A 21,192-nucleotide genomic window follows, 5' to 3' on the forward strand; every position below is an offset into this window, starting at 1 on the left:
TTTATAAATTAAACCCTTAGCTTGATGCCTCCCATATATCCAGCAGCCTAAGATTAAGTAAGAGTCCATTCAACTAGATTTTTTCTAATATTTTTAGGTGCATCTTATTTCGCCTCGTCATATTTCACTAATTGAATTTAAAACACATCCGTATGCTATTTAGTAAAATTTACGATTCGAGACGTAATTATTGCAGTAATCAAGATAATAATAGCGGTTATCAAGCCAGATTCTCCAATCCAAATCTCAGTTTGATACCCTGTACTTGCACGTGTGAAAGGTCCTTGAATAATGGCATTCCAAGTAGCATGGATAATAACCGAAGGCCAAATGCTACCTGTGATAAGTCGTAAATAAGCTGTAATATAACTGAATGGTACAATACAAAGATAGATACCAAGTACTGAAAGAACGACAGATGGTCCCGCTACATATAGACCAGCAATAACTATTGGAACATGCCACGTTGCCCAAATCAATCCACTAATAAGGATGGGCCGTGAAAACTCTGCATCGACTAGCCTTGTGAGCATATAACCTCGCCAACCCATTTCTTCTCCCAAAGCCGGGATTAAGCCAAGCAAACTTCCGAAAATGCCGCTCAATACTACTAGATAAATGAAGTTGAATGGTGCCGTTACATACTGAAGCCCAAGCATATTGTAGATCGGTTCTAAAATAAACATACCAACTTCGGGATACTGAAACCCCGCAATTCCGCTCAACCAGGCGATAGAATAAGTAATTCCACAAATAATCATAGGGATTAGCAGAGCAAACCCAATCCCCTTCCATATCTTTAAGTTACCGAGACTAAAAGATACATCTTTAAACCCTTCTTTCAGTATTATGCGAGTCAAAATAGAAGATAATGCTGGGGTAAACATATATACCACAATAAGCGGCATACTTTTCGTAATTATTACTACTACATTTAGGATAATAGAAGTAATGATTAAGATACTCAAAAAGAGTTGAAGTCCTATTTTAGCACGTTGGATTTTATCTTTATTGTGGAACGATTTTGCGTGTAATATCATTTTAATCCGCCCTTCCCCTTTCATTCACTTGTTTATCGAATTTACTTCTTGTCATTTCCACAGACACAACTTAGAATAAAAATGTTTTTGTATACAGATTCATTCATCTTTAAAATCCCTCCCCAATTTATAGTCTAGTCTTACTTACGACTCATCAATGTAATTATTATTTATAAGTTGTCATAACCGATAGTACAAAAGTGTAATGATTAGTCTATGACCTGTGTCAATTAACCTTATGACAATATGTAACTAGAAAATATGATATGGAATAGATAACAATTGAATTAAGGCAATTGATTCGTTCAAGTACAATGAATCAATCTTACTTTACAAATAATTCAATTGAGGTGGAAAAAATGAATAAGAAAAGCATAATTGCAATGGTTAGTACAGCTTTATTAGTCACAGGATGTGTAGAAGTAGGAAAGGCTCAAACAGTAGCAGTCGAAAATTCAGGTCAATCAATACAAAAAAATATAGTTAAATCCATACAATCACAGGCTTACCCATTAAAAACGATAGAGCCGTCAAAATCATTTGAGGATTTAAAACCACTTAAGAAAATGATTGGGAGCGCGCAATATGTGGGATTAGGAGAGAATACTCATGGAAGCTCTGAAATTTTCACTATGAAATTTCGCCTTGTGAAATATTTGGTTACTGAGATGGGTTTTACAAATTTCGCAATGGAAGAAGATTGGGGAAACGGCTTAAAGCTAAATGAATATATCCAAACAGGAAAAGGAAACCCTAGGGAGTTTTTAAACTTGTTATATCCTACTGATGAAATTATAGCCATGATTGAGTGGATGAAAGATTATAATGCCGATCCATCCAATAAAAAAAAGATCCAATTTATCGGGCTCGACTTAAAGGAATTGGACCAAGGTTGCTTTAATAAAGTAATTGATTATGTAAAGCTGCATCGACCAAATTTGCTGGCAGAAGTAGAAGAAAATTATAAAGAATTGTCGGCTTTTAATGGAAGTACACAGGAATATATGGACCTTGCTCCTGAAATAAAAGAAAAGTTCAAAGCAAACGCTGAGAGAGTAGCTCGATTACTAAAAGATGAGAATAAACAAGCCAACACAGAAATAGTTTCACCCGAGTACATCTGGGCGAAAGCAACGGCAAGTGCAATAGAGAAATTTACCACAATGCTAATTCCTAACGACTATCCAAGTATGTTAAAGCTACATGAGCAATACTTGGCCGATCATGCAATGTGGGCACAAGAAACATTTGGTGGTAAAACGATGGTATGGGGACACAATATTCATATTGCTAAAGGAATTATCGATGAGAAATTATACCCTTATGTTGCGGGGCAATTTTTGAAGGAACGTTTAGACAATAATTATGTCACAATTGGTAGTACAACTACGAAGGGGAATTTCACCTTATACAGCGAATATGATCCTTCTACTGGAGGTAAGATTACAACGCGTGAGATTCCACAAAATGTAAATAGTTTTAACTATACCCTCGGAAAAGTACCATATAACATGTTTTTATTGGATAACCGTCACCTTAAAGGACAAGCAGAGAAATGGGTTAAAGCCAAAAGACCATTACTAAGTATAGGGGGACAAATATTCCCAAACGAATCGACATACTTTGATAAATCATTGCTTGAGCAATTTGATATTATTTTTCACATTCGAAAAACAAGTCCATCTCATATTAAATAAAAGTACAAAACAATCCCGTTCTTGCAAATGCAAAAACGGGATTGTTTTGTGGAGGATTAATAAAATGAAACTTTATTCAGTAGGGGTTTTGTTCATCCCAACTGATTATCAGCCCTCACCAATCGGGCTTTTACGGACAGCCCGACCCCCACCTAACTTCTTTTCTTCCACCTGAATTTTGAGGTGGGGGTCTTACTGCCCGGCAAATAGCGGGATATAAGCATCTTTTTAACCAGCAGTAGGCTGTTCTCCCCTTTTTAGCATCATTTAGAAATGTCATATGACACTTTTACACTAGTGAGAATGACAAAAAAAGCAGTATGATTCGGTTATTACATAGATAGGAGCGATGAACTTTATGAAATCAAAATTCATCCAGAATGGTTATTTTTTATTGCTAACTTTCGTTACAGGATTGTTTTATTTTTGTTTTTATCTAATAGCTCTGCTATTTAGTTTCACCCTTTCATTTACTGTTGTTGGGATTCCATTAATTATGCGCGTACTACAGACTACCACACACTTTATCCAATTCGAGCGCATACAGACGAAAATTTATACAGATATTTCAACAGACTCTTACGATAGAAATATAACAATGGATACATCGAACTGGGCTCAGGTGAAATTAGTGCTTACAGATCGTTGTACTTGGTCTGCTGTCTATTGGTTAATGCAGAAATTTGTGATTGGCATTTTCAGTCTTATTAGTGCAATCATTTTTTATGTAATGCCACTTATGTTCCTGTTGGCACCACTACTGTATCGATACATCGATATGAATATTATATTCATACAGATAGATACGTTTGCCAAGTCACTCTTTGTAATGTTTATGGGTATAGTATTTACCGCCATAAGTATTAGAATAGTAGAAGGTTTGACACAGAAAATTGGGGGCTATACACGTAGTATGATTCAGCAACTAAATCAATAGAAGTTTGCAGTCTGTGAGTAGTATCGCAGTTTTAAATTAAAAAGTATAATAAGGCATGAAGGATTAATTTATACTATAGGAAGTAAAAAGGTAGGCTATTTAGGGGGTAAATGACTTGTTAGATATGGTTAAGTATTGGTTTTGGTACGATTGGATTATGTTAGGAGTCCGTATACTTGTTAGTGTCTCTATCGCCATAACCACATTAGATTTTCAGGATAGTTTAACATTGCCACTTTGGATTGTTATTTTTTGGGAGGTTGTTGCCTTCTCGATTCCATGGGTAGCCTTACTGTTCAATTACAAATATTACTTGTTCACAGAAATACTGCTATATGGTGGACTGTGTATATATTTAACCTCTTTATTTCCGGAAGCTAACGTTACATTTCTGATATCGGCTTTTCTAATTGCTGCGAATAGTAAGCATTTGTCCTATTATTGGACAGCTCCAACAACAGTTTTTATAACAACTGGAATTCTCTATGCGGTTGCGCCAAGTAATAGCTATTGGATTTTGGTTACCTACTATGGACTTGCTTATGTAATGGGCTTCGCTTTTCATTTATTAATCGTCAATCATAAACAAAATGAATCAATTCGTAAACAAAACGCGGTACTTGAGCAATATATGTCTCAGATTGAACGCATCACACTGGCGGAAGAACGGAACAGACTGTCGAGTGAGCTTCATGATACAGTTGGTCATGCTTATACTTCTATTATTATGGGGATGGAAACGTTGCGTACCGAACTTTCTACTGAAATGGGTATACAGAGGCTAGACTCTCTGCTTGAAATGGGACGGAAAAGTATCGAGGACGTGAGAGGTTACCTACATCAAATGGATTCTTCATGTCAATCGCCTTCCTTAATTCAATCTCTACAAAATCTTGGAGCCGAATTTCAGGAGCACGCTCAGGTAAATGTAAGTTTTAGGACATTCGGAGAGGAATATCAGCTGTCTCGGCAAGCGAAGATCGCATTCATTCGTTGCTTACAAGAGTCCCTTACGAATGCAGTACGTCATGGTCAGGGGACTGAAATTATAGTTTCATTGCAGTTTGACGAACAATATACGAGGTTAGAAGTTCAAGATAATGGAAAAGGAAATGTAGAATGGCAGGAAGGCTTTGGTATGAATGCGATGAAAGAACGGGCAATGAACTTGCAAGGTCAATTGTCTGTATATACAAAGCCAGAGGAAGGAATGCTTGTTACATGTACCATACCGCGACAAACTGAAATAAAAGATGGACTTATTCGTTTGTTAATTGTAGACGATCAACCATTTGTTCGGGAAAGTTTGAGGACACTACTCGATAGATATGAAGATTTAAATGTAGTCGGTTTAGCTGAGGATGGCAATGAAGCCATCGATTTGTGTGGGCGCCTTCAACCCCATGTTATACTTATGGATTTAGATATGCAGCACATGGATGGAGTCGAAGCAACCAAAAAAATCAAGCAACAATGGCCACATATCCGCGTATTGATTTTCACAACTTTTCAGGATACCGAACAGGCGTTGGAATCCCTTCGCAACGGTGCGGATGGTTTTTTACTCAAATCTATTGAAACATTGGAGCTAGCTAATACGATCCGACTTATTCACAAAGGTGGGACACTGATTGATCAGGGAATGTCTCACAAAATATTTGAGAAGTTTGATGAGCAAAAAGAGACACCACAATCAAAAGCAACCGCTTATGAGCTAACAGCTAGGGAGATAGAAATATTGCAGCTAGTGGCAAAGGGACTTCGATACACTACCATAGCATCAAGGTTATATTTATCGAATGGTACGGTCAGAAATTATGCTTCCACAGCTTATACAAAGCTAGGAGTCCGCAACAAAGAAGAAGCTGTTCAAAAGGCTCTAGAAATTGGAATTATTGAATAAGAAAAATGTTTTTTGTTTCTCTACAGCAAGGTAAAATGTAGTTACAAGATACAGTAAAGGATAAAGTGAAACTTTAATCAGTGGGAGTTTTGTTCATCCCCCACTGATTATCAGCCCTCACCAATCGGGCTTTTACGGGCAGCCCGCCCCACCTCACTTCTTTGCTCTCGCTGAATTTTGAGGTGGGGGTCTCACTGTCCGTTAATGCGGGATAAACTTATGAATTTAGTTGAATATTATTTTTGATAGGTAATTTTTTTGAAAAATTTAACCCTGTTTTAAAAAATTTAAATAGCGTTACTACATATTGAATGTAGCAACGCTATTGTTTTCTATATTAGAAATTAAACATCTTTATTATCGCTATACGGAAGACAGTTTCAGGTCTTTTCATGTGGGAATTCCTCTAAACCAGTCCCCCCTAATTCACTTGTTGTCTCTGAAAATAGTCATTTAAAAATATAGTTGCTAATTTCATTTCACTCTTCCTTGCACCCAAGTGGCAATATCATTTATAACATACTCTGGGATATTAGCAGGACTATACTATTCATCCGATTGACTTAATTCTCCTTCTCCTTCTGTAAAGAAGTGATTTAACTTTTGATACAGTCAATAATCAATGTTATCTCTCTCTTTTAATTGTTATTTCCAAAAAGGATTATCTATCATTCTTTATAAATTGCAAAATTTAAGGTCGGCAAAGGATTTCTATTTTTTATAAACAGGTGGAATGCTTTGTGGAAAATTGAAAATATCTTCTGGATCGTATTTAGCTTTCACTTGAGTCAATCGTTTAAAGTTTTCACCATAATATAAATCCGACCAATCTTTCATTGAGAGGTCAGGTGTGTTAACATAGACACCTTTCGTAAAAGGAATTAACGCGTGACGAAAAGCTTCTACCCAACGAATCCCTTGTGCAGCTCCCTCAGGTTTGTCCCAAGTGGAAAATAACACCATATTCATTAGAGCTTTTCGATAAAAATAAGCAGTTGCTTCCTCGGGTACTGCAGAAACAGTCCCCCCTAAGCCCTGAAAAAATATAGAAACAGTAGAATTAGGTGGAGATTGACTCATAAAATGTTGAATCGTAGCAATACCTTCTTCAGGTAATAAAGAATCCATAAAAGGTGCTACGCTTTTAAATGGAAAAGGAGTTGTAGGCTGATGATTGGATATTAACGTTATAGCTTCTAAATAAGAGAGTTCTTTTATGTCTACCTTTATAGGTGATCCAATTTTGAGAAGTGGTTGTATCAATTTCTGTAAGTCTGTAACTGATCCATGAAAAATCCCATGCATCAACACAGGAGCTGTCTTTTCTGAAGACAATAATAATGTAGGAGTAAAGCGTTTATCAGAAGTAGGTAGAGTATACTTTTGCCATTCCTGTATAACGGCTTTTAAATCTTGATGCCTCCAACTAACTTCAACAAAACCAACAGTCTTAATTTCCTGAGTACGAAAGCGAAAAGATGTACAAATACCGAAACTTCCGCCTCCACCACGTAAAGCCCAAAATAGATCAGGATGCTCCTGATCATTAACCTGCAATACACAGCCGTTAGCATCAACCATTTCTATTTCTACGACATGATCAAGTAGTAGTCCTAATGGTCGAGAAAGAATACCTTGCCCACCACCTAGCGCTATTCCTGCGATAGCTGGTTTAGGACAGACCCCATTAGGAATAGCTAATCCCTCTTTCCCAAGAAGCTCAGCTAGATGGAGATTTTTACAACCAGCTCCTACTGTAACAGTTTTTGATGTTGGATCTATTTTTATTTGATTTATCTCACTGACATCAATTACAATACCACCATCTAAAACTGACAAGCCTTCATAATTGTGCCCTCCTGAGCGTACTCGGATAGGTACGTTATTATGTAACGACCATCGTACTGCATTCACAACGTCTTGAGTATTTTGTGCAAAGACAATAACAAAAGGGAATCTATTAAAAAATGTGTTGAACGCTTGACGTGCTGAATCATATTGCGCTTCACCAGGCGATACAATACGTCCTGTTAAACTTATATTTTCATCATAGAGCATATAGAAACCTCTCTCCGTACAAAAATTTTTAATGCTATCATGCTAATAATATGTATGTAAAAAAAAGTAAGAACCGCCAATTATATTGGTGATTCTTACTTTTTTTCATAAAATTAAACAAATCCTTGCAGCTTTTAAATCGACAAAAGCCGTTTTTGAGCCTTTATTTTTACTATATGGCGTAGTGACGCATACATACCTATCAACCTTGCTTGATGGTGATAGGACACGGCAACAATCCTTTCTCTTTCGGGCTACTCATTATAAATAATAGATTTTCAGGGTGAAACTTTAACTTATGAGATTATAGCATTACAAGCTTTAAAGAAAACTCATACAAATTAATCCTATTAAATAAAACTTGCCAATGGCCCCTAAAAGTAGTAATCGTTGCCGCGCCCCTTCTTAGATAAAAGATAAATTTTTAATTTAAAATCTAAAATAAATAGTTTATGGACTGTAGTGCTAGTCCACCTATTATTTCTAAATTTCTTGTACCCATTCAAAATAATCAATAAAACGAGGTCCGATTATGTCTATACTTCGTATAAATAACATCATTACATTAATCTTTTTTCGGGAGTACAATCCCTTTATATAATTGAACTGTAATCAAGTAATAAATCGAGTAAATTACTACAAAAATAACAAGTGGTAACCAAATACGAAAGTACGGATCGATTAAAAGCGATCCAAACATGTTCATACCAACTAATATGTGAGTAATCCCCACAATTGCTGGGAATAAGAATATGAAGAATAACTCTTTATAGATTGATTTTGTTAATAATTCTCGGCGAACACCAATTTTACGAAGCATTTGATAACGTGCTACATCTTTTGATGCTCCCGACAGAACTTTAAACATTAAGCAACTTGCCATCATTGCTAAAAATGCAACTCCAACGAAAAAGCCCATAAACATTAGTCCGTTGGAAAAATCATGACTCGTAATATATTTTTGATACTTACTATCCAATTCTTCCGCTTTCACATTTTTATATTTTGCTATCTGTAATTCATCAAGTTTTTTCCATTCTTTTATGTATGATCCAAAATCATCTGTTTTCCCTATAAATACAGTACTTTCTTTACCCTTCAACCCATCGTATATGTTTTGTTCTACAATTTTGATTTCATAATCAGGATACATATAATTTGGCTGGATCGTTCTGAAAGCCTGAATCCATTGTTTTGTGTCGATCTCTCCTTTAACCCATTTTATTGAAAATGCACCAATTGGTACTTCCTCTGAAACTTTCTCTATTTTCATACCTTGCAAGAAAGGACGATTTTTTTCTACATCTTCTTTAAGATAATAAACATACCTATCATCAACTTTGTAATGGTATTCAAATTTTTCTTGAAATAAGATACCACCCAAAATTGTCTTTTCTTCCGCAGTTGGATTATGAATGACTGAATCGTAAATTCGCATTTGATCTGTCATGTTTATAATGTTGTTTTTAAATGCCATACCACAAGCAATTCCACCAGCACCAAGAGCCACTAAAATTGCTACTGTTGCAAGCACATTTGTTAGACTATTAATGCGGAAATTTAATTGTGCAAAAGTAAAAGCATTGAGGCCTTTTTCACTACGTTTTTTATTACTCTTTAGCTTGTTAATCATAACTGGAAGAAGGGATCCAAATATAAGGTAAGTACCAACGGTTGCTGAGATTAATCCGACGGCCATTAATCCCAAAGCAATTAGCGGATTTGCATATGACATATAGATCAGTGATGCATAACCAATACCTAATAAAAGAATACCAAGGAATGCAATTACAACTGTCATTTTTCCTTTTATGGCAACACGTTCTGTTTGTGCATCTGCATGTACAAGTTGTAGTACAGAAATACGCGATAATTTAATACTATTCATAATTGCAGATAATACAAATAGTGCAAAGAAGAAGACGCAAGTAATAGCTATTGATGGCAGATAAAATGCTTTATAACCTTCACCAGCAAACTCGAGTTGTTTCATTAATAGCTGACCGATACCTTCTGCAAGTCCTACACCAATTGTAATTCCAATCAAAAGAGAGGTGGCACCTAATATGATTGTTTCAATGAACATAAGTAAGGTAACTTTATGCTTTTTTGCTCCTAACATCATATACATACCAAATTCTTTTTGACGAAGAGCTGATAAGAAAGAGTTTGCATATAAAATATAGAAAAATGTGATAATCGCTAACAAAACGGAACCAATTTTAAAGACAGCCACAATATCCCTAATAGAAGAGTTAGATTCAAGGAACGTTTTATTGGATGCTAGCGTTTGAAACATATAAAAAGTTGAAATAGAGACAATAAGACCAACAAGTAAAACAATGTAATCTTGCAACTTACTTTTTAGGCCTGACATAGAAAGCTTAAATAACATGATTGAACTTCCTTCCTTACGCTTTTTCTGTGCCTAAGTTTGCAAGCACATCTAAAATTTCTTTATAGAATTCTTCACGGGTACTACCGCGATGAATTTCTTTATATAACTCACCATCTTGAATGAATAAAATACGCTGACAGTAACTTGCGCTGTAAGGATCATGCGTAACCATCATAATGGATACACCTTGCTCTTTATTTAAGTTTGTCATCGCATCCAGTAAACTTGTTGCATTTTTAGAATCAAGCGCTCCTGTTGGTTCGTCCCCTAAAATAATTGCTGGCTCATGCACTAACGCACGTGCTGCTGCGGAACGTTGCTTTTGTCCACCAGATACTTCAGAAGGATATTTTTGAAGTATAGCTGTAATGCCTAACATATCAGCTACTTTTTCTACTTTCTTTCCAATATTACGAGATGAAACACCTTGAAGTGAAAGTGGGAGTGCGATATTTTCATAGATAGATAAATTCTCCAATAAGTTAAAGTCTTGGAAAATGAATCCTAACTTTTGTGAACGAAAATCAGAAAGTTCACCCTGCTTCATCCTCGTAATATCCGTTCCTGCAATTTCAACAACGCCGCCTGTCGCTTTATCTAACGTTGAAATTACATTTAATAATGTTGTTTTACCAGAACCAGAAGGCCCCATAATACCGACAAACTCCCCCTCTTGAATTGAGAATGATACACCTTTTAATGCATGTGATTGATTCTCACCTTTTTTACCGTACAATTTTTGAATGTTTTTTACATCTACAACTGGCTTTATCATTTATATCCTCCTACATTTTTTATTTCATTACAATAAGCTACTACGTTTGTTTACTACTAATAAAATAGTCATATCGCATTCACCCTAAAGCTACAATGAAGTCTTTCCTTTTTTCTTCTTTGCTCACCTCATCACTTTGAATACACCCATGATAAACTATAAAAATTAGGAAACACCCTGTAAAATCCTTAAGAATTCTTAAGTTTTATAAAAAAAGCTTATGGAACCTGTAATTCCATAAGCCGTTCTATTTGATTGGATGTTCAACAATAAAGGACATCCAGCCATCTTTATATTCTGCATGTATATTACCATCATGAAGTTCAACAATTCTTTTTGAGATAGCAAGTCCCAGCCCATTTCCTTGATTATTTTTTCTTGCCTTATCACCCCTGAAAAACCTTTCAAACAATTTATTTGGATCGCTAACAGGCGATCTCTCGACTTTATTTGATACTTTTAAAATTGCTTTGTTATCCATTAATTCAAGACATATGAATAATTGGGATGGTTTCATGCTGTACTTTATCGCATTCATAAACAGATTTTCATATACACGTACCATTTTTTCTGCATCTATGAAGATAGGTATTATTTCTTGTGTAATTGATTTTTGAACGATTAAACTTTCCTTTTCAAATATAGGAATGTATTCTCCAACTATTTGCTCCAACAGACCTGATAAATCAACTTCATTAAGATTTAACTTAGCATCTATGCCTGATAAACGAGTATATTCAAACAGCTCATCAATTAAATATTTCAGTCTCTGTGACTTTGAATAAGTGGTTTCAAGGTATTCCTGTAATTGTGTGTTATTGTTGTATTGCCCTCTTTTTAATAAATCTAAATAACCAATAATAGATGTCAACGGTGTGCGTAAGTCATGAGATACGTTAGTTATGAGCTCATTTTTTGTACGTTCTAATCGTCTTTCTTGTTCAAATGTATTTTCCAATTCCTTAGACATATAGTTGATATTTTTAGCAAGTTGGGTCAATTCGTCCTTCCCCTTAATCCCAATTGTTAGACCTAGTTTTCCATTGGCAATATCATTCACGTTATCAGAAATAAGCTTCAAATATACTATTTTCTTTCGAACCAATATCAAAAAAAGTATAATAAAGGTAAAGATTGCGAACGCGAATAAGAACAACATTGCGACATTGAATTCAAACATACCAAATTCTTCGTGTTTTATAAATAATGGATCTATGACGTATGCCAAAATGAGGATTGTTAAACCAAATGAAATAAAAAAACTAATTGCAACAGCACCAAGAAGTTTTATAATGATCTTATTTCTGAAACTAACATTCTTCATATTTTATACCCAATTCCCCAAACAGTTTTAATGTAAATGGGATGTTTAGAATCCTCTTCAATTTTGTCTCTTATTTTTGTAATATGCACCATGACGGTATTGTCTGATTTATAAAAAACCTCTTTCCAAACTGCTTCATATATTTTTGCTACACTCAGGACAATCCCTTTATTGCGGGCAAGTAGTTCGAGAATAGCAAACTCTTTTGGAGTTAACCTTGTTTCTTTTCCTCTTACCCATACTTGACGTGTATCTGTATTTACGGTTAAGTCACCAATTTCTAGAATGCTTTTATTATGTTCTACGGACGTATTGTATTTTTTAAATCTTCTTAATTGGGATTTCACTCTAGCGATTAATTCTAATGGGTTAAACGGTTTTGATAAATAATCGTCTGCACCAGAGGCTAGGCCCTGAATTTTGTCTATATCCTCAGATTTTGCAGATAGCATAATGATAGGCATATTGCGATCTTCCCTAATTTTCATACATGCTTCAATGCCATCCATATTCGGCATCATAATATCTAAAATAACCAAATCAAATTCCTTTTCTTCTAACAGTTGTAAAGCTTGTATAGCATCTTCTGCCTTTTGAGTTTTTAGGCCTTCATTTTCTAGATATACAGAGATAAGATTTCTAATCTCTTTATCATCATCAACAATAAGAATTTTTGACTCCATATTATTCCTCCACATTAAATGCAATAAGTATACAATAAAGCATATATTTGTTGTTACTTAATTAATAAACTTACTAGAGATAGTTTCTATCTTTTTTTCTTTAATTAAGACGATTCTTTGTAAAATACACAAAAAGACCGTCACAGTATTGTGACGGAAAAACAGGAAAATTTCAATAACTAATACTATTATTATTTATTTTTAGCTTTTAAGACGCCCAGCGCTATTTTGGTTGCTTCTGCAATAAGCTTATCATCGTATTTAGCATCCTCTTTATCATGATTAGAAAGTATCGCAAGAACAATTGGTTTTTTATTTGGTGGCCAAATAATTGCGATATCATTTCTGGTTCCATAAGATCCCGAGCCCGTCTTATCAGCTACTTCCCATCCTCCTGGAACTCCAGCACGAATTAAGTTGTCTCCGGTAGTATTCCTTTTCATCCAATCTATTAATAAATCCCGTTTCTCAGTTGAAAGTACATCTCCTAACGCAAAAGCCTGAAGACTAGTAGCTAATGCCTTTGGGGTACTAGTATCATGTACGTCTCCTGGATGCACTTCGTTTAACTCTGGTTCAAAACGTTCAGGATTTGTAACGGTATCTCCTATTTCTCTCAGTGATTTTTTGAATTCGCTAGGTCCACCTAATTGTTTAAGAATAAGATTTTGTGCAGTATTATCACTATATCGAAGGGAAGCATCTGCAAGCTCTTTCAGAGTCATCCCCCTATCAACATACTTTTCTGTAATTGGATTGTAATTAACAAGATCTTCACGAGTATACAAAACTCTTTGATTTAGATCTTCTATTGATTTCTTTTGTAAAAGTACTCCCACAGCTAAAGCTTTGTGGGTAGATGCGTATGCAAACCGTTTATCTGATTGATACGTAACGGTTTGATTCGTATCAGTATCCAATGCATAAATACCAAGTTTAGCATCAAATTCTTTTTCAAGTTTAGCAAAAGAATCATTACCAGTAGTTTCTTGTTTGATTTGATTTGTTTGTTTCGTTTGTTTAAGTGATTCAGATTGAGTATTACCATCGGAACAGCCTATAAGCGTTGCACATGAAAGAAATACTACAGGTACCATCTTTTTGTAATGTAAAATGTTAAAAAACTTGTTTAAGACTATCATACATTTTCAACCTCTTTCAAGAATATATAGTTTTTCTAGGTGTTATACATACCGACACAATGAAAAAGTCTATCGGATATCACTCTTCTTGCATCTCACTTTTCATAAAGTGAAATGCAAGAAGCCCTCACCAATCGGGCTTTTACGGGTAAATAGCGGGATAAAATGAGCGAATTATCATGAACACCTGTTTTATACGTATACTTAATAGACAACTTAAGTAACAAGTTTGTTCCATTTTTATCAGTAGTCGTATCTAGAAACCTAAAAAAGTCCATTTAGAAGATCTAAATGGACTTTTTTACTCATATAATCCTATCTATAGTTAAACGAATAAGATTAAATAAATTTAAATTTTCTTGCTTTATCTACTAAACTGTTTAGGCATTTCTTTAACGTGCTTATCATCATCACGCCAATCATAGGTTTCTTTCTGTGAAATATCTAAAGTTTGATCTCCAATTCTAACAATATTCTTATTTACCCATTCAATATATGGATCGGTATCTGGATAATTCCAATATATATTTTTCTCTGAATCTGTATCAAGGTTAACTAATTCACCCCTAACAGCATCCGCACTTAATGATCCTGCATTATGAAAATAAGTCTTGATGAGATATTTTCCATCTGGAGATTTCACTGTTCGAATTAATTCCCCTTTTGGAACACCTTGCAAACTAAAAAATTTCCAATATCCAAACCCAATTATAATTACTAACATAGTAATTATAGTTAGTAATACTTTTCTTTTTGTTTTTTTAATTTCACCTTTTGTATTTATAATACTCATTCAACTCCATTCCATAGAACTAATACCATATTATACCATTAAATAAATGGTATAATATATCAAAAATAAAAATCCTCCCGTAATAGTATTATAAAAAGGGCATGTGATGGTCTCCCTATTTATAAAGTGAAACTTTAATCCCACTCACCAATCGGGCTACCCGTTAATGCGGGATAAACATGAAAATTCCCCTTTAAGAAAAATATAAAAAATCAGACAGTATACTTGAATTGCTCTTCGCAAGAGAATATACTAATAAAGCAGGCTATGACGTTCCTTCCTTCTAACTTCTTTGGCGAAATAGGGATGTTACTTTCCTGCTAAACACATAGGCTATGACAATTCTTCCTTCTTTTCCAGAAATTTCAAATAGTTTTAGAGTTGTCAATTCCCTATGAAAAATAATTAGACTATAAAACCTCTTTCTTCTTTGGGATTGAATAAACTTTAGTTTATCAACCATTGATGTAGAGGTTTTCTTTTCTTAATTAACAAATTACCACTTAACAACTAAATGTTATACCCCTAATTTTTCACTAAAAAATAGCTATGTAACCTCTGTGTATTTTTCTACAATTAGTGTGTTTATGCATGTAAAAATAAAAATCTACCACTGAAAGGAGGACAGTCAGACTATTCCCCTCTTTTATAAGGAGTGAATAGCTGGCGTTCTCATGAAAAATTCTATTTACATAAGAAGAAGTTTGAAAGTAATTATAAAAAGAGAAGAAAATAAACTACCGAACATTTATTTAGCCACTGTTTTAAAAAACTTGGAAAGTTTAGGATTTACTTTTTCCGAGCCTTTAATAGAAGAGTTGCAAACACTTTCGGTTGATACATTCACATCGTTTTACAAAGAGTTGGTAAAACATTTAAAAGAAATGGTTGGTGCACATATTCAGTTTGCTCCTATGTATCCAAACTTTCCGCAACAAATGATGGATTTAAGTGACGCTGATTTATACATTAATGCTATTATTCATTATGTGACGTTGCGCCTACCTGTATCAAAAGTAGAAGAACGACTTCCTCTTTTAGATAGCGTTGATTTGAAAGTTATTAACTTAGGAAGTGAAGAAGATTTCAATCAAATGATTTCTCAATTGATTAGTGCAAACAGCTCTATTTCCTCAACTGATAAGACAGATGTAGAATGGGCTATTACACACACTGAAGATGTTTCCTGTTTTCTACCTAATGTAATTCCTCATAAGGAAAATATGTCTTTTATAATTGGAGTTTTATTAATAAACAGAAAAATATCAGCCGATGCTGCTGCAAAGTATTTTAAAACAGCAACTGATGTTCTTCGCCTTGCAGTTGCTTTATCTGAAGGCGATGTGAGTTTAGCATCTTCCGTTCGATTCAAGAAGTTTAACCGAGCAGAAAGACGCTTCCTTTTAGGATTGTTAGAGCAATGCGGAAACATTACCGAAGATATGCTTCGATACAAAAAACGTTGGATTCGTCTAGGTGAAATTCTTCATCCAGCAGAATATCATACTCGTTTCCCAAAAACCCACCGAGCATTTGAGATTCTTCGCAACAACATTAAAGTTGAAACATTTAATGGAAAAATAGAAGCAGCTTTGTTGAATCGTGATATCATGACAGCGAAAAATCTTTTAAAAACTCGCCCTGGGGAATTTGCCAGACGCTTGGATCATTTAATCCGTTTATGTAGTGATAAGTCAACAGATGTTTTCCATATTCTCGAAGAGTTTCTAAGTATAATAGGAGACGTTTCTACTCCTGTATTACTTCAACTCACAGCTCATTTTAAGCATCGAAATGATAAAAATGAATTTCGTACCTTTTTTCCAAAGGGAAATGTAGCAAAAGCTATAGGTATTGAAAATACACTTCCATTTATCTCAGAGGATATTTGTTTAATGATTGTAAAAATGTGTGAAGATACTTTAAAAAATCGCTTCGCAAAACTTCCAAGTCTCGGAAAAGTATTTTTGGATGAACAGTTAAAAAATCACTTAGTTCCCTTCTCTCAACGTTCAGCCAGCAAAGCGCTTCGCACATTATCTCGAGGAAGTAAAGTAGATTTGCCAGAAGGAGATACGATTCGTTTTTTCCTATGGTGGAAAGAAGGCTATGTGAATGGACAACATACAGGACGCGTTGACATTGATTTGTCTGCTGCAATGTACGACGAAGATTGGCAATACAAAGAACATGTATCCTTCACGAACTTACGTTCAAAAAATTTCAAAGCCTACCATAGCGGAGACATTACTTCTGCACCAAAGGGGGCATCTGAATTCATTGATTTCGATATTCCGTCTGTGCTGAAATATGGTGGACGCTATGTAGTCATGACTTTGCTTTCTTACACAGACCAACCATATAAAGATTTACCAGAATGCTTTACTGGTTGGATGGTTCGTCAATATCCTGGTTCAGGTGAAATATTTGAACCTTCTACTGTTCAAGATAAAGTGGATATTACTGCCGACACCCAAATCTCTATTCCAGTTATCTTAGACTTAAAGGAACGAAAATTGATTTGGACAGATTTATCTCTTACAAGAGATCTAACTTATGATAATACCATCGAGGCGAATCAAAAAGGTATGATACTAGTTGGAAAGGCTTTAACTAATTTAGTTAAACCGAATTTATATGACTTGTTCCGATTACATATTGAAGCTAGAGGTGAACTCGTTCAAGACATCGAAGAAGCAGAAACTATTTTCTCTTTGGATAAAGGGATTACTCCTTTCGATATTGAAAAAATAATATCTGATTTTATAGCTGACCCACAAGGCTAACTACATTACAAACATTGATAATGTGTGGAAAATATCCATGTATAATGTCTATGTGAAACAGGACCTGATAGATGCATATCAGGTCCTGTTTTTTATTTAGTAGATACTAAATAGTCCGGTTAATCATTATTCAGCTAAATACACGATACTAATAAAGTGAAATTTATTCGAAAGAAGTTCATTAGTTAATACGTATCTAATTAAGAAACATTCATATACCAGCCCAAACATCTTTTCCATATCGCCCTTCATCTTGCACACGATCCAACCAATTCCTTGCTTCTTGTTCACTGACTTCATGAATTTCTTGATATGCTTGACAAAGGGTATCTTCTACATCCGGAGCCATTTTACTGCCATCACCACATATATAAAGATGAGCTCCATTATCTAATAACGAAATTAAATTGATACTATCTTGTTTTATTAAATGCTGTACATATGTTTTGGGATGTCCCTCTAGACGAGAAAAAGCTGTGTGTAAAGAGATTAATCCATCTCTTTCATCATTTTCTAGCTCTGTACGATAGAGATAATCTTTTTCAGGATGACGACAACCAAAATATAGATGCGCTTGTCCTAAATTAATACCTTTTTGCTTTTGAACACGACGCGCTTGCAAGAATCCACGGAATGGTGCAACTCCAGTACCTGGCCCAACCATAATAATTGGTGTTTCTGGATCTTTAGGTAATTCAAAGTTTGATTGTGGCGTTCGAATGAAACAAATAATCTCATCTTTATTATGACGCTGAGCTAAATAATTAGAAGCGACTCCTTCATATGTCCCTTCTCCACTCCATGCAGGCGCATTAACAACACCGACCGTAATGCTCAGACGATTCTGTGCAACAAGTGGAGAGCTTGAAATAGAATAGTAACGCGGTTTGAGCGCAGGAAGCAGTTCTAAAAAGCGTTCAAATCGGATTTCACAAGCCTTATACTTTTCAAGAAGATCCAACATTGAAATACGTTTCTTTAGTATTTGTTCATGATAGACCCCTTCTTCTAATAATGCTTCCAATTCTTTTTTATGAGGAGGGCATGCTGTGAATGTTACCATTTCCCGTATTTGTGCACGAGTGGCTGCTTCTTGAACTTCGACACTATAACTAAGAAGGTCCAATAAACTAACAGGACTGTCTAAAGGTATGTGATTTATACTTCGTCCACTTGCACTCAGTATGACTTGATCCTTTCCGTTTAATCCAAAGCGTTTTAAAATTCGATTAACATTCTTCTCGCTATTAATTGGCAGCACTCCAAGGTGGTCTCCTTCTTGATATGTAGCGCCTTCTGGCAAGGATACCTCGATATGTCGTGTACTTCTATCGCTGCTGGATGATTGGAGTTCACGATTTTCTAGTATAGTTGCATAAACTGCTTCATATGTTCGTGCAAGAGGAGATCCTCCAAGACGACTGACAAATTGCAGACTCAAAGTACTACGCTCTTTCTCCATATTTTTGTTAAATTCCAATCCAAATGCCTTCATCGCATCAGACCACATGCCTTGTTTCCATTGCTCGAGCTGTTCCTCAAAATCACCACTTGCATCTGCTTCTCCGCGTTTAGAAAACCTTGTTGCTCCTTTTTGAGCCATCTGCTCATCAATGTATCTTGGAATCCGTTGATAGGTACTAGCCCAATTATGATCTCCACAACCAAAAACTGCGTATTGAACACCTTTTAGCTCATCTGGTTTTAGTTCCTCCAACCATTGCACAAACTGTCCTGCATTACTTGGCGGTTTTCCATTATAAGAAGAAGTTACAATAAGAACCGCTCCTTCTTTCGGTAGACTTCCAATTCGATCGTTAAGAGCTACCACTTCCGTTTGAACCCCTTCTAAACTAGCTGTATCTGCTAATTCTCTTGCAATACCTTCTGCTACACCTGTATCCGAGCCGTACAGAACAAGAAGTGAAAGATTATCAGCCCCAATAATAGAAGGTGTCTTCTGAACGTGCTGTTTAATTTCATGGTTTTTCAGCTTGTCCTCTGTAGGTGCAAGAACAGTAGGATGACTAATAGTTTGTTTTCGGGGTAGAATCCTAATCTTAAAATCACCGGGCTTTAGCGTTAATGTTTGTTTTACGTCCAGCTGATAGTTTTGATAATCGATTAATTCAAAATGTTGAAGAAGCATTCCCATTACAAGAGTGGCTTCATGAAGTGCAAATTGCATACCGATACATGCTCTCTGGCCATTTCCAAACGGCTTATAAGCATGATGAGGAACCTTATCCAGCTCTTCAAATCGTTCAGGTTGGAATTCTTCCACATTGTCTCCCCATGCATCTTTATCCCTATGCAGCTGTGGAATAAGAACAGAAATACGATCTTCTCCTTTCTTAATTGGGTATTTCCCGCCAATCACTGTATCTTCTTTTGCATAGAGACTGAATGCTGGAGCGGTAGGCCATAGACGTAGCGATTCATTTAAAATCATCCGTATATACTTCAGTTTCATAACTTGTTGGTATGTTGGAGTAGGATCTGTCAAAATACGGTCTACTTCTTCATAGGCTTTTTTTAACTTATCCGGATTCTTTAATAAAAAGTAAATTGCAAAAGATAACAATCCACTTGTTGTCTCATGCCCAGCTATTAAAAAAGTGATAATTTGGAAACGAATGTTTTCATCATCTAATTTTTCACCAGTTTCCGGATCCTGTACATTTAACATACGGGAAAGTAAATCATTTTCTTCCTGATCTCCACTACTTTTACGTTCAGCAATAATATTATCTACTAAAGAAAACATAGATTGGATATCATGCTGAAATTGACGTTTCGTTCTCCACATGAGTTTGTCTTCTATATCCAGCCGCTGCAATTGGTGCATTGCCTCATCTAGAGCACGGCTCATGCTAGTGATAAAAGGATGAGGGGTCTCACGATAAAAGCTATTAAATCGGTAATTAAAACCACATAGACCAATTGTATCTAACGTAAGGCGAGTCATATCCTCCGGAACATCTACGTCTTCATTCGGATTAAGCCGTGCCCATTTTTGAACGAGTTGTACAGCAAGATCGACCATCATGGCATGGTAATCTTTCATTGCCCGTTGGCTAAATGTAGGCATCAAAATATTATGAGCTTTTTTCCAGTTAGGCTCGTGAGTCTCGCTAGTAAATAATCCGTCTCCAGCAAAGGCACGAACCTTTGCCAAAGCACCCTCTATGCTTTTATCGAACCGCGTTTCGTCACAAACTTCTGCTACCAGTTCATGTCCAGAAACGACAATTATGGCATCACTTAAAGTTTGAATTCGAAAAATGGGACCATACTCTTCCGCCAGCTTAATAAACGATAGAGTCGGTTTATCTTTATCGATTAATGGGAGATTACCCAGCGGTCCATATGTTTTCGGCTGGGGAATGGCAGATACTTTTTTTTCCATTTAAAACACCCTTTCAAAAAAGCATGAAATAGCATATCCCATTTAATAAAGAGGAAATAGCAACTAATTGCCTGGGATACAGATATGTAATTGATTACCTTATTTTATCTTTTCCCTAACTATTCATGATTATGATATTGAGTATAAGCTTGGCAATTAGATTTATAAATTGTAGAAAAATACTAAATTAAAATGAAGCGAATAAATATAATTGGATCCTTTTAATATTGGCGTTAAAAGATAAGCT

At 35.3% G+C, this 21,192-nt stretch carries 13 protein-coding genes and 1 pseudogene; 4 read left to right on the forward strand and 10 right to left on the reverse strand.

Annotated features, from left to right (window positions below):
• Positions 1–155: 155 nt before the first annotated feature.
• Positions 156–1,040: a CPBP family intramembrane glutamic endopeptidase gene (locus NZ044_RS15700; RefSeq protein WP_017763372.1), complete on the reverse strand. Its 885-nt coding sequence runs from the start codon at positions 1,038–1,040 to the stop codon at positions 156–158.
• A gap of 359 nt (positions 1,041–1,399) precedes the next feature.
• Here NZ044_RS15700 and NZ044_RS15705 point away from each other — a divergent pair, with 359 nt between their 5' ends.
• From NZ044_RS15705 to NZ044_RS15715, 3 genes are all read left to right on the forward strand, one after another.
• Complete coding sequence (locus NZ044_RS15705; protein ID WP_098506802.1) at positions 1,400–2,737, forward strand: erythromycin esterase family protein; 1,338 nt, start codon at positions 1,400–1,402, stop codon at positions 2,735–2,737.
• A 358-nt stretch (positions 2,738–3,095) separates the two neighbouring features.
• A complete protein-coding gene (locus NZ044_RS15710; protein ID WP_000836848.1) occupies positions 3,096–3,674 on the forward strand; it encodes a sensor domain-containing protein in 579 nt (192 codons plus the stop codon).
• A 115-nt stretch (positions 3,675–3,789) separates the two neighbouring features.
• On the forward strand, positions 3,790–5,577 hold the full coding sequence (locus NZ044_RS15715; protein ID WP_000886420.1) for a helix-turn-helix transcriptional regulator: 1,788 nt from the start codon (positions 3,790–3,792) through the stop codon (positions 5,575–5,577).
• A gap of 474 nt (positions 5,578–6,051) precedes the next feature.
• Here the strand turns inward: NZ044_RS15715 and NZ044_RS15720 are convergent.
• The 8 genes and pseudogenes from NZ044_RS15720 to NZ044_RS15755 form a co-directional block, all read right to left on the reverse strand.
• Positions 6,052–6,246: pseudogene (locus tag NZ044_RS15720) on the reverse strand (alpha/beta hydrolase); the annotation flags it as partial.
• Positions 6,247–6,288: 42 nt separating this feature from the next.
• The gene (locus NZ044_RS15725; RefSeq protein ID WP_000964999.1) at positions 6,289–7,635 is read right to left on the reverse strand and encodes an FAD-binding oxidoreductase; all 1,347 of its coding nucleotides are present in this window, start codon (positions 7,633–7,635) and stop codon (positions 6,289–6,291) included.
• Positions 7,636–8,200: 565 nt separating this feature from the next.
• Positions 8,201–10,030 carry an FtsX-like permease family protein gene (locus NZ044_RS15730; protein WP_118961673.1) on the reverse strand — a complete coding sequence of 610 codons (1,830 nt, stop codon included), beginning with the start codon at positions 10,028–10,030 and terminating at the stop codon, positions 8,201–8,203.
• 16 nt (positions 10,031–10,046) lie between these two features.
• Positions 10,047–10,808, reverse strand: a complete 762-nt coding sequence (locus NZ044_RS15735; RefSeq protein ID WP_118961672.1) for an ABC transporter ATP-binding protein — start codon at positions 10,806–10,808, stop codon at positions 10,047–10,049.
• Positions 10,809–11,055: 247 nt separating this feature from the next.
• Positions 11,056–12,132, reverse strand: a complete 1,077-nt coding sequence (locus tag NZ044_RS15740) for a sensor histidine kinase (protein ID WP_000800283.1) — start codon at positions 12,130–12,132, stop codon at positions 11,056–11,058.
• Positions 12,129–12,815: a response regulator transcription factor gene (locus tag NZ044_RS15745; protein WP_000444082.1), complete on the reverse strand. Its 687-nt coding sequence runs from the start codon at positions 12,813–12,815 to the stop codon at positions 12,129–12,131. The genes NZ044_RS15740 and NZ044_RS15745 overlap by 4 nt, the downstream gene beginning before the upstream one ends.
• Before the next feature lie 191 nt (positions 12,816–13,006).
• Positions 13,007–13,957, reverse strand: coding sequence for a class A beta-lactamase (bla, locus tag NZ044_RS15750; protein WP_000636466.1), 951 nt, complete (start codon positions 13,955–13,957; stop codon positions 13,007–13,009).
• Positions 13,958–14,321: 364 nt separating this feature from the next.
• A complete protein-coding gene (locus NZ044_RS15755) occupies positions 14,322–14,750 on the reverse strand; it encodes a DUF5412 domain-containing protein (protein WP_000022536.1) in 429 nt (142 codons plus the stop codon).
• A gap of 674 nt (positions 14,751–15,424) precedes the next feature.
• On the opposite strand from NZ044_RS15755, the gene NZ044_RS15760 reads away from it, so the two are divergent.
• On the forward strand, positions 15,425–17,536 hold the full coding sequence (locus NZ044_RS15760) for a TerD family protein (protein ID WP_000798032.1): 2,112 nt from the start codon (positions 15,425–15,427) through the stop codon (positions 17,534–17,536).
• Positions 17,537–17,747: 211 nt separating this feature from the next.
• On the opposite strand, the gene cypD is transcribed toward NZ044_RS15760, so the two are convergent.
• Entirely contained in the window at positions 17,748–20,945 is a 3,198-nt protein-coding gene (cypD, locus tag NZ044_RS15765; protein ID WP_000412782.1) for a bifunctional P-450/NADPH--P450 reductase, read from the reverse strand.
• Positions 20,946–21,192 lie beyond the last annotated feature (247 nt).

Source organism: Bacillus sp. FSL K6-1338, assembly GCF_038006965.1.
In the GTDB taxonomy this organism is placed as follows: Bacteria; Bacillota; Bacilli; order Bacillales; family Bacillaceae_G; genus Bacillus_A; species Bacillus_A thuringiensis_S.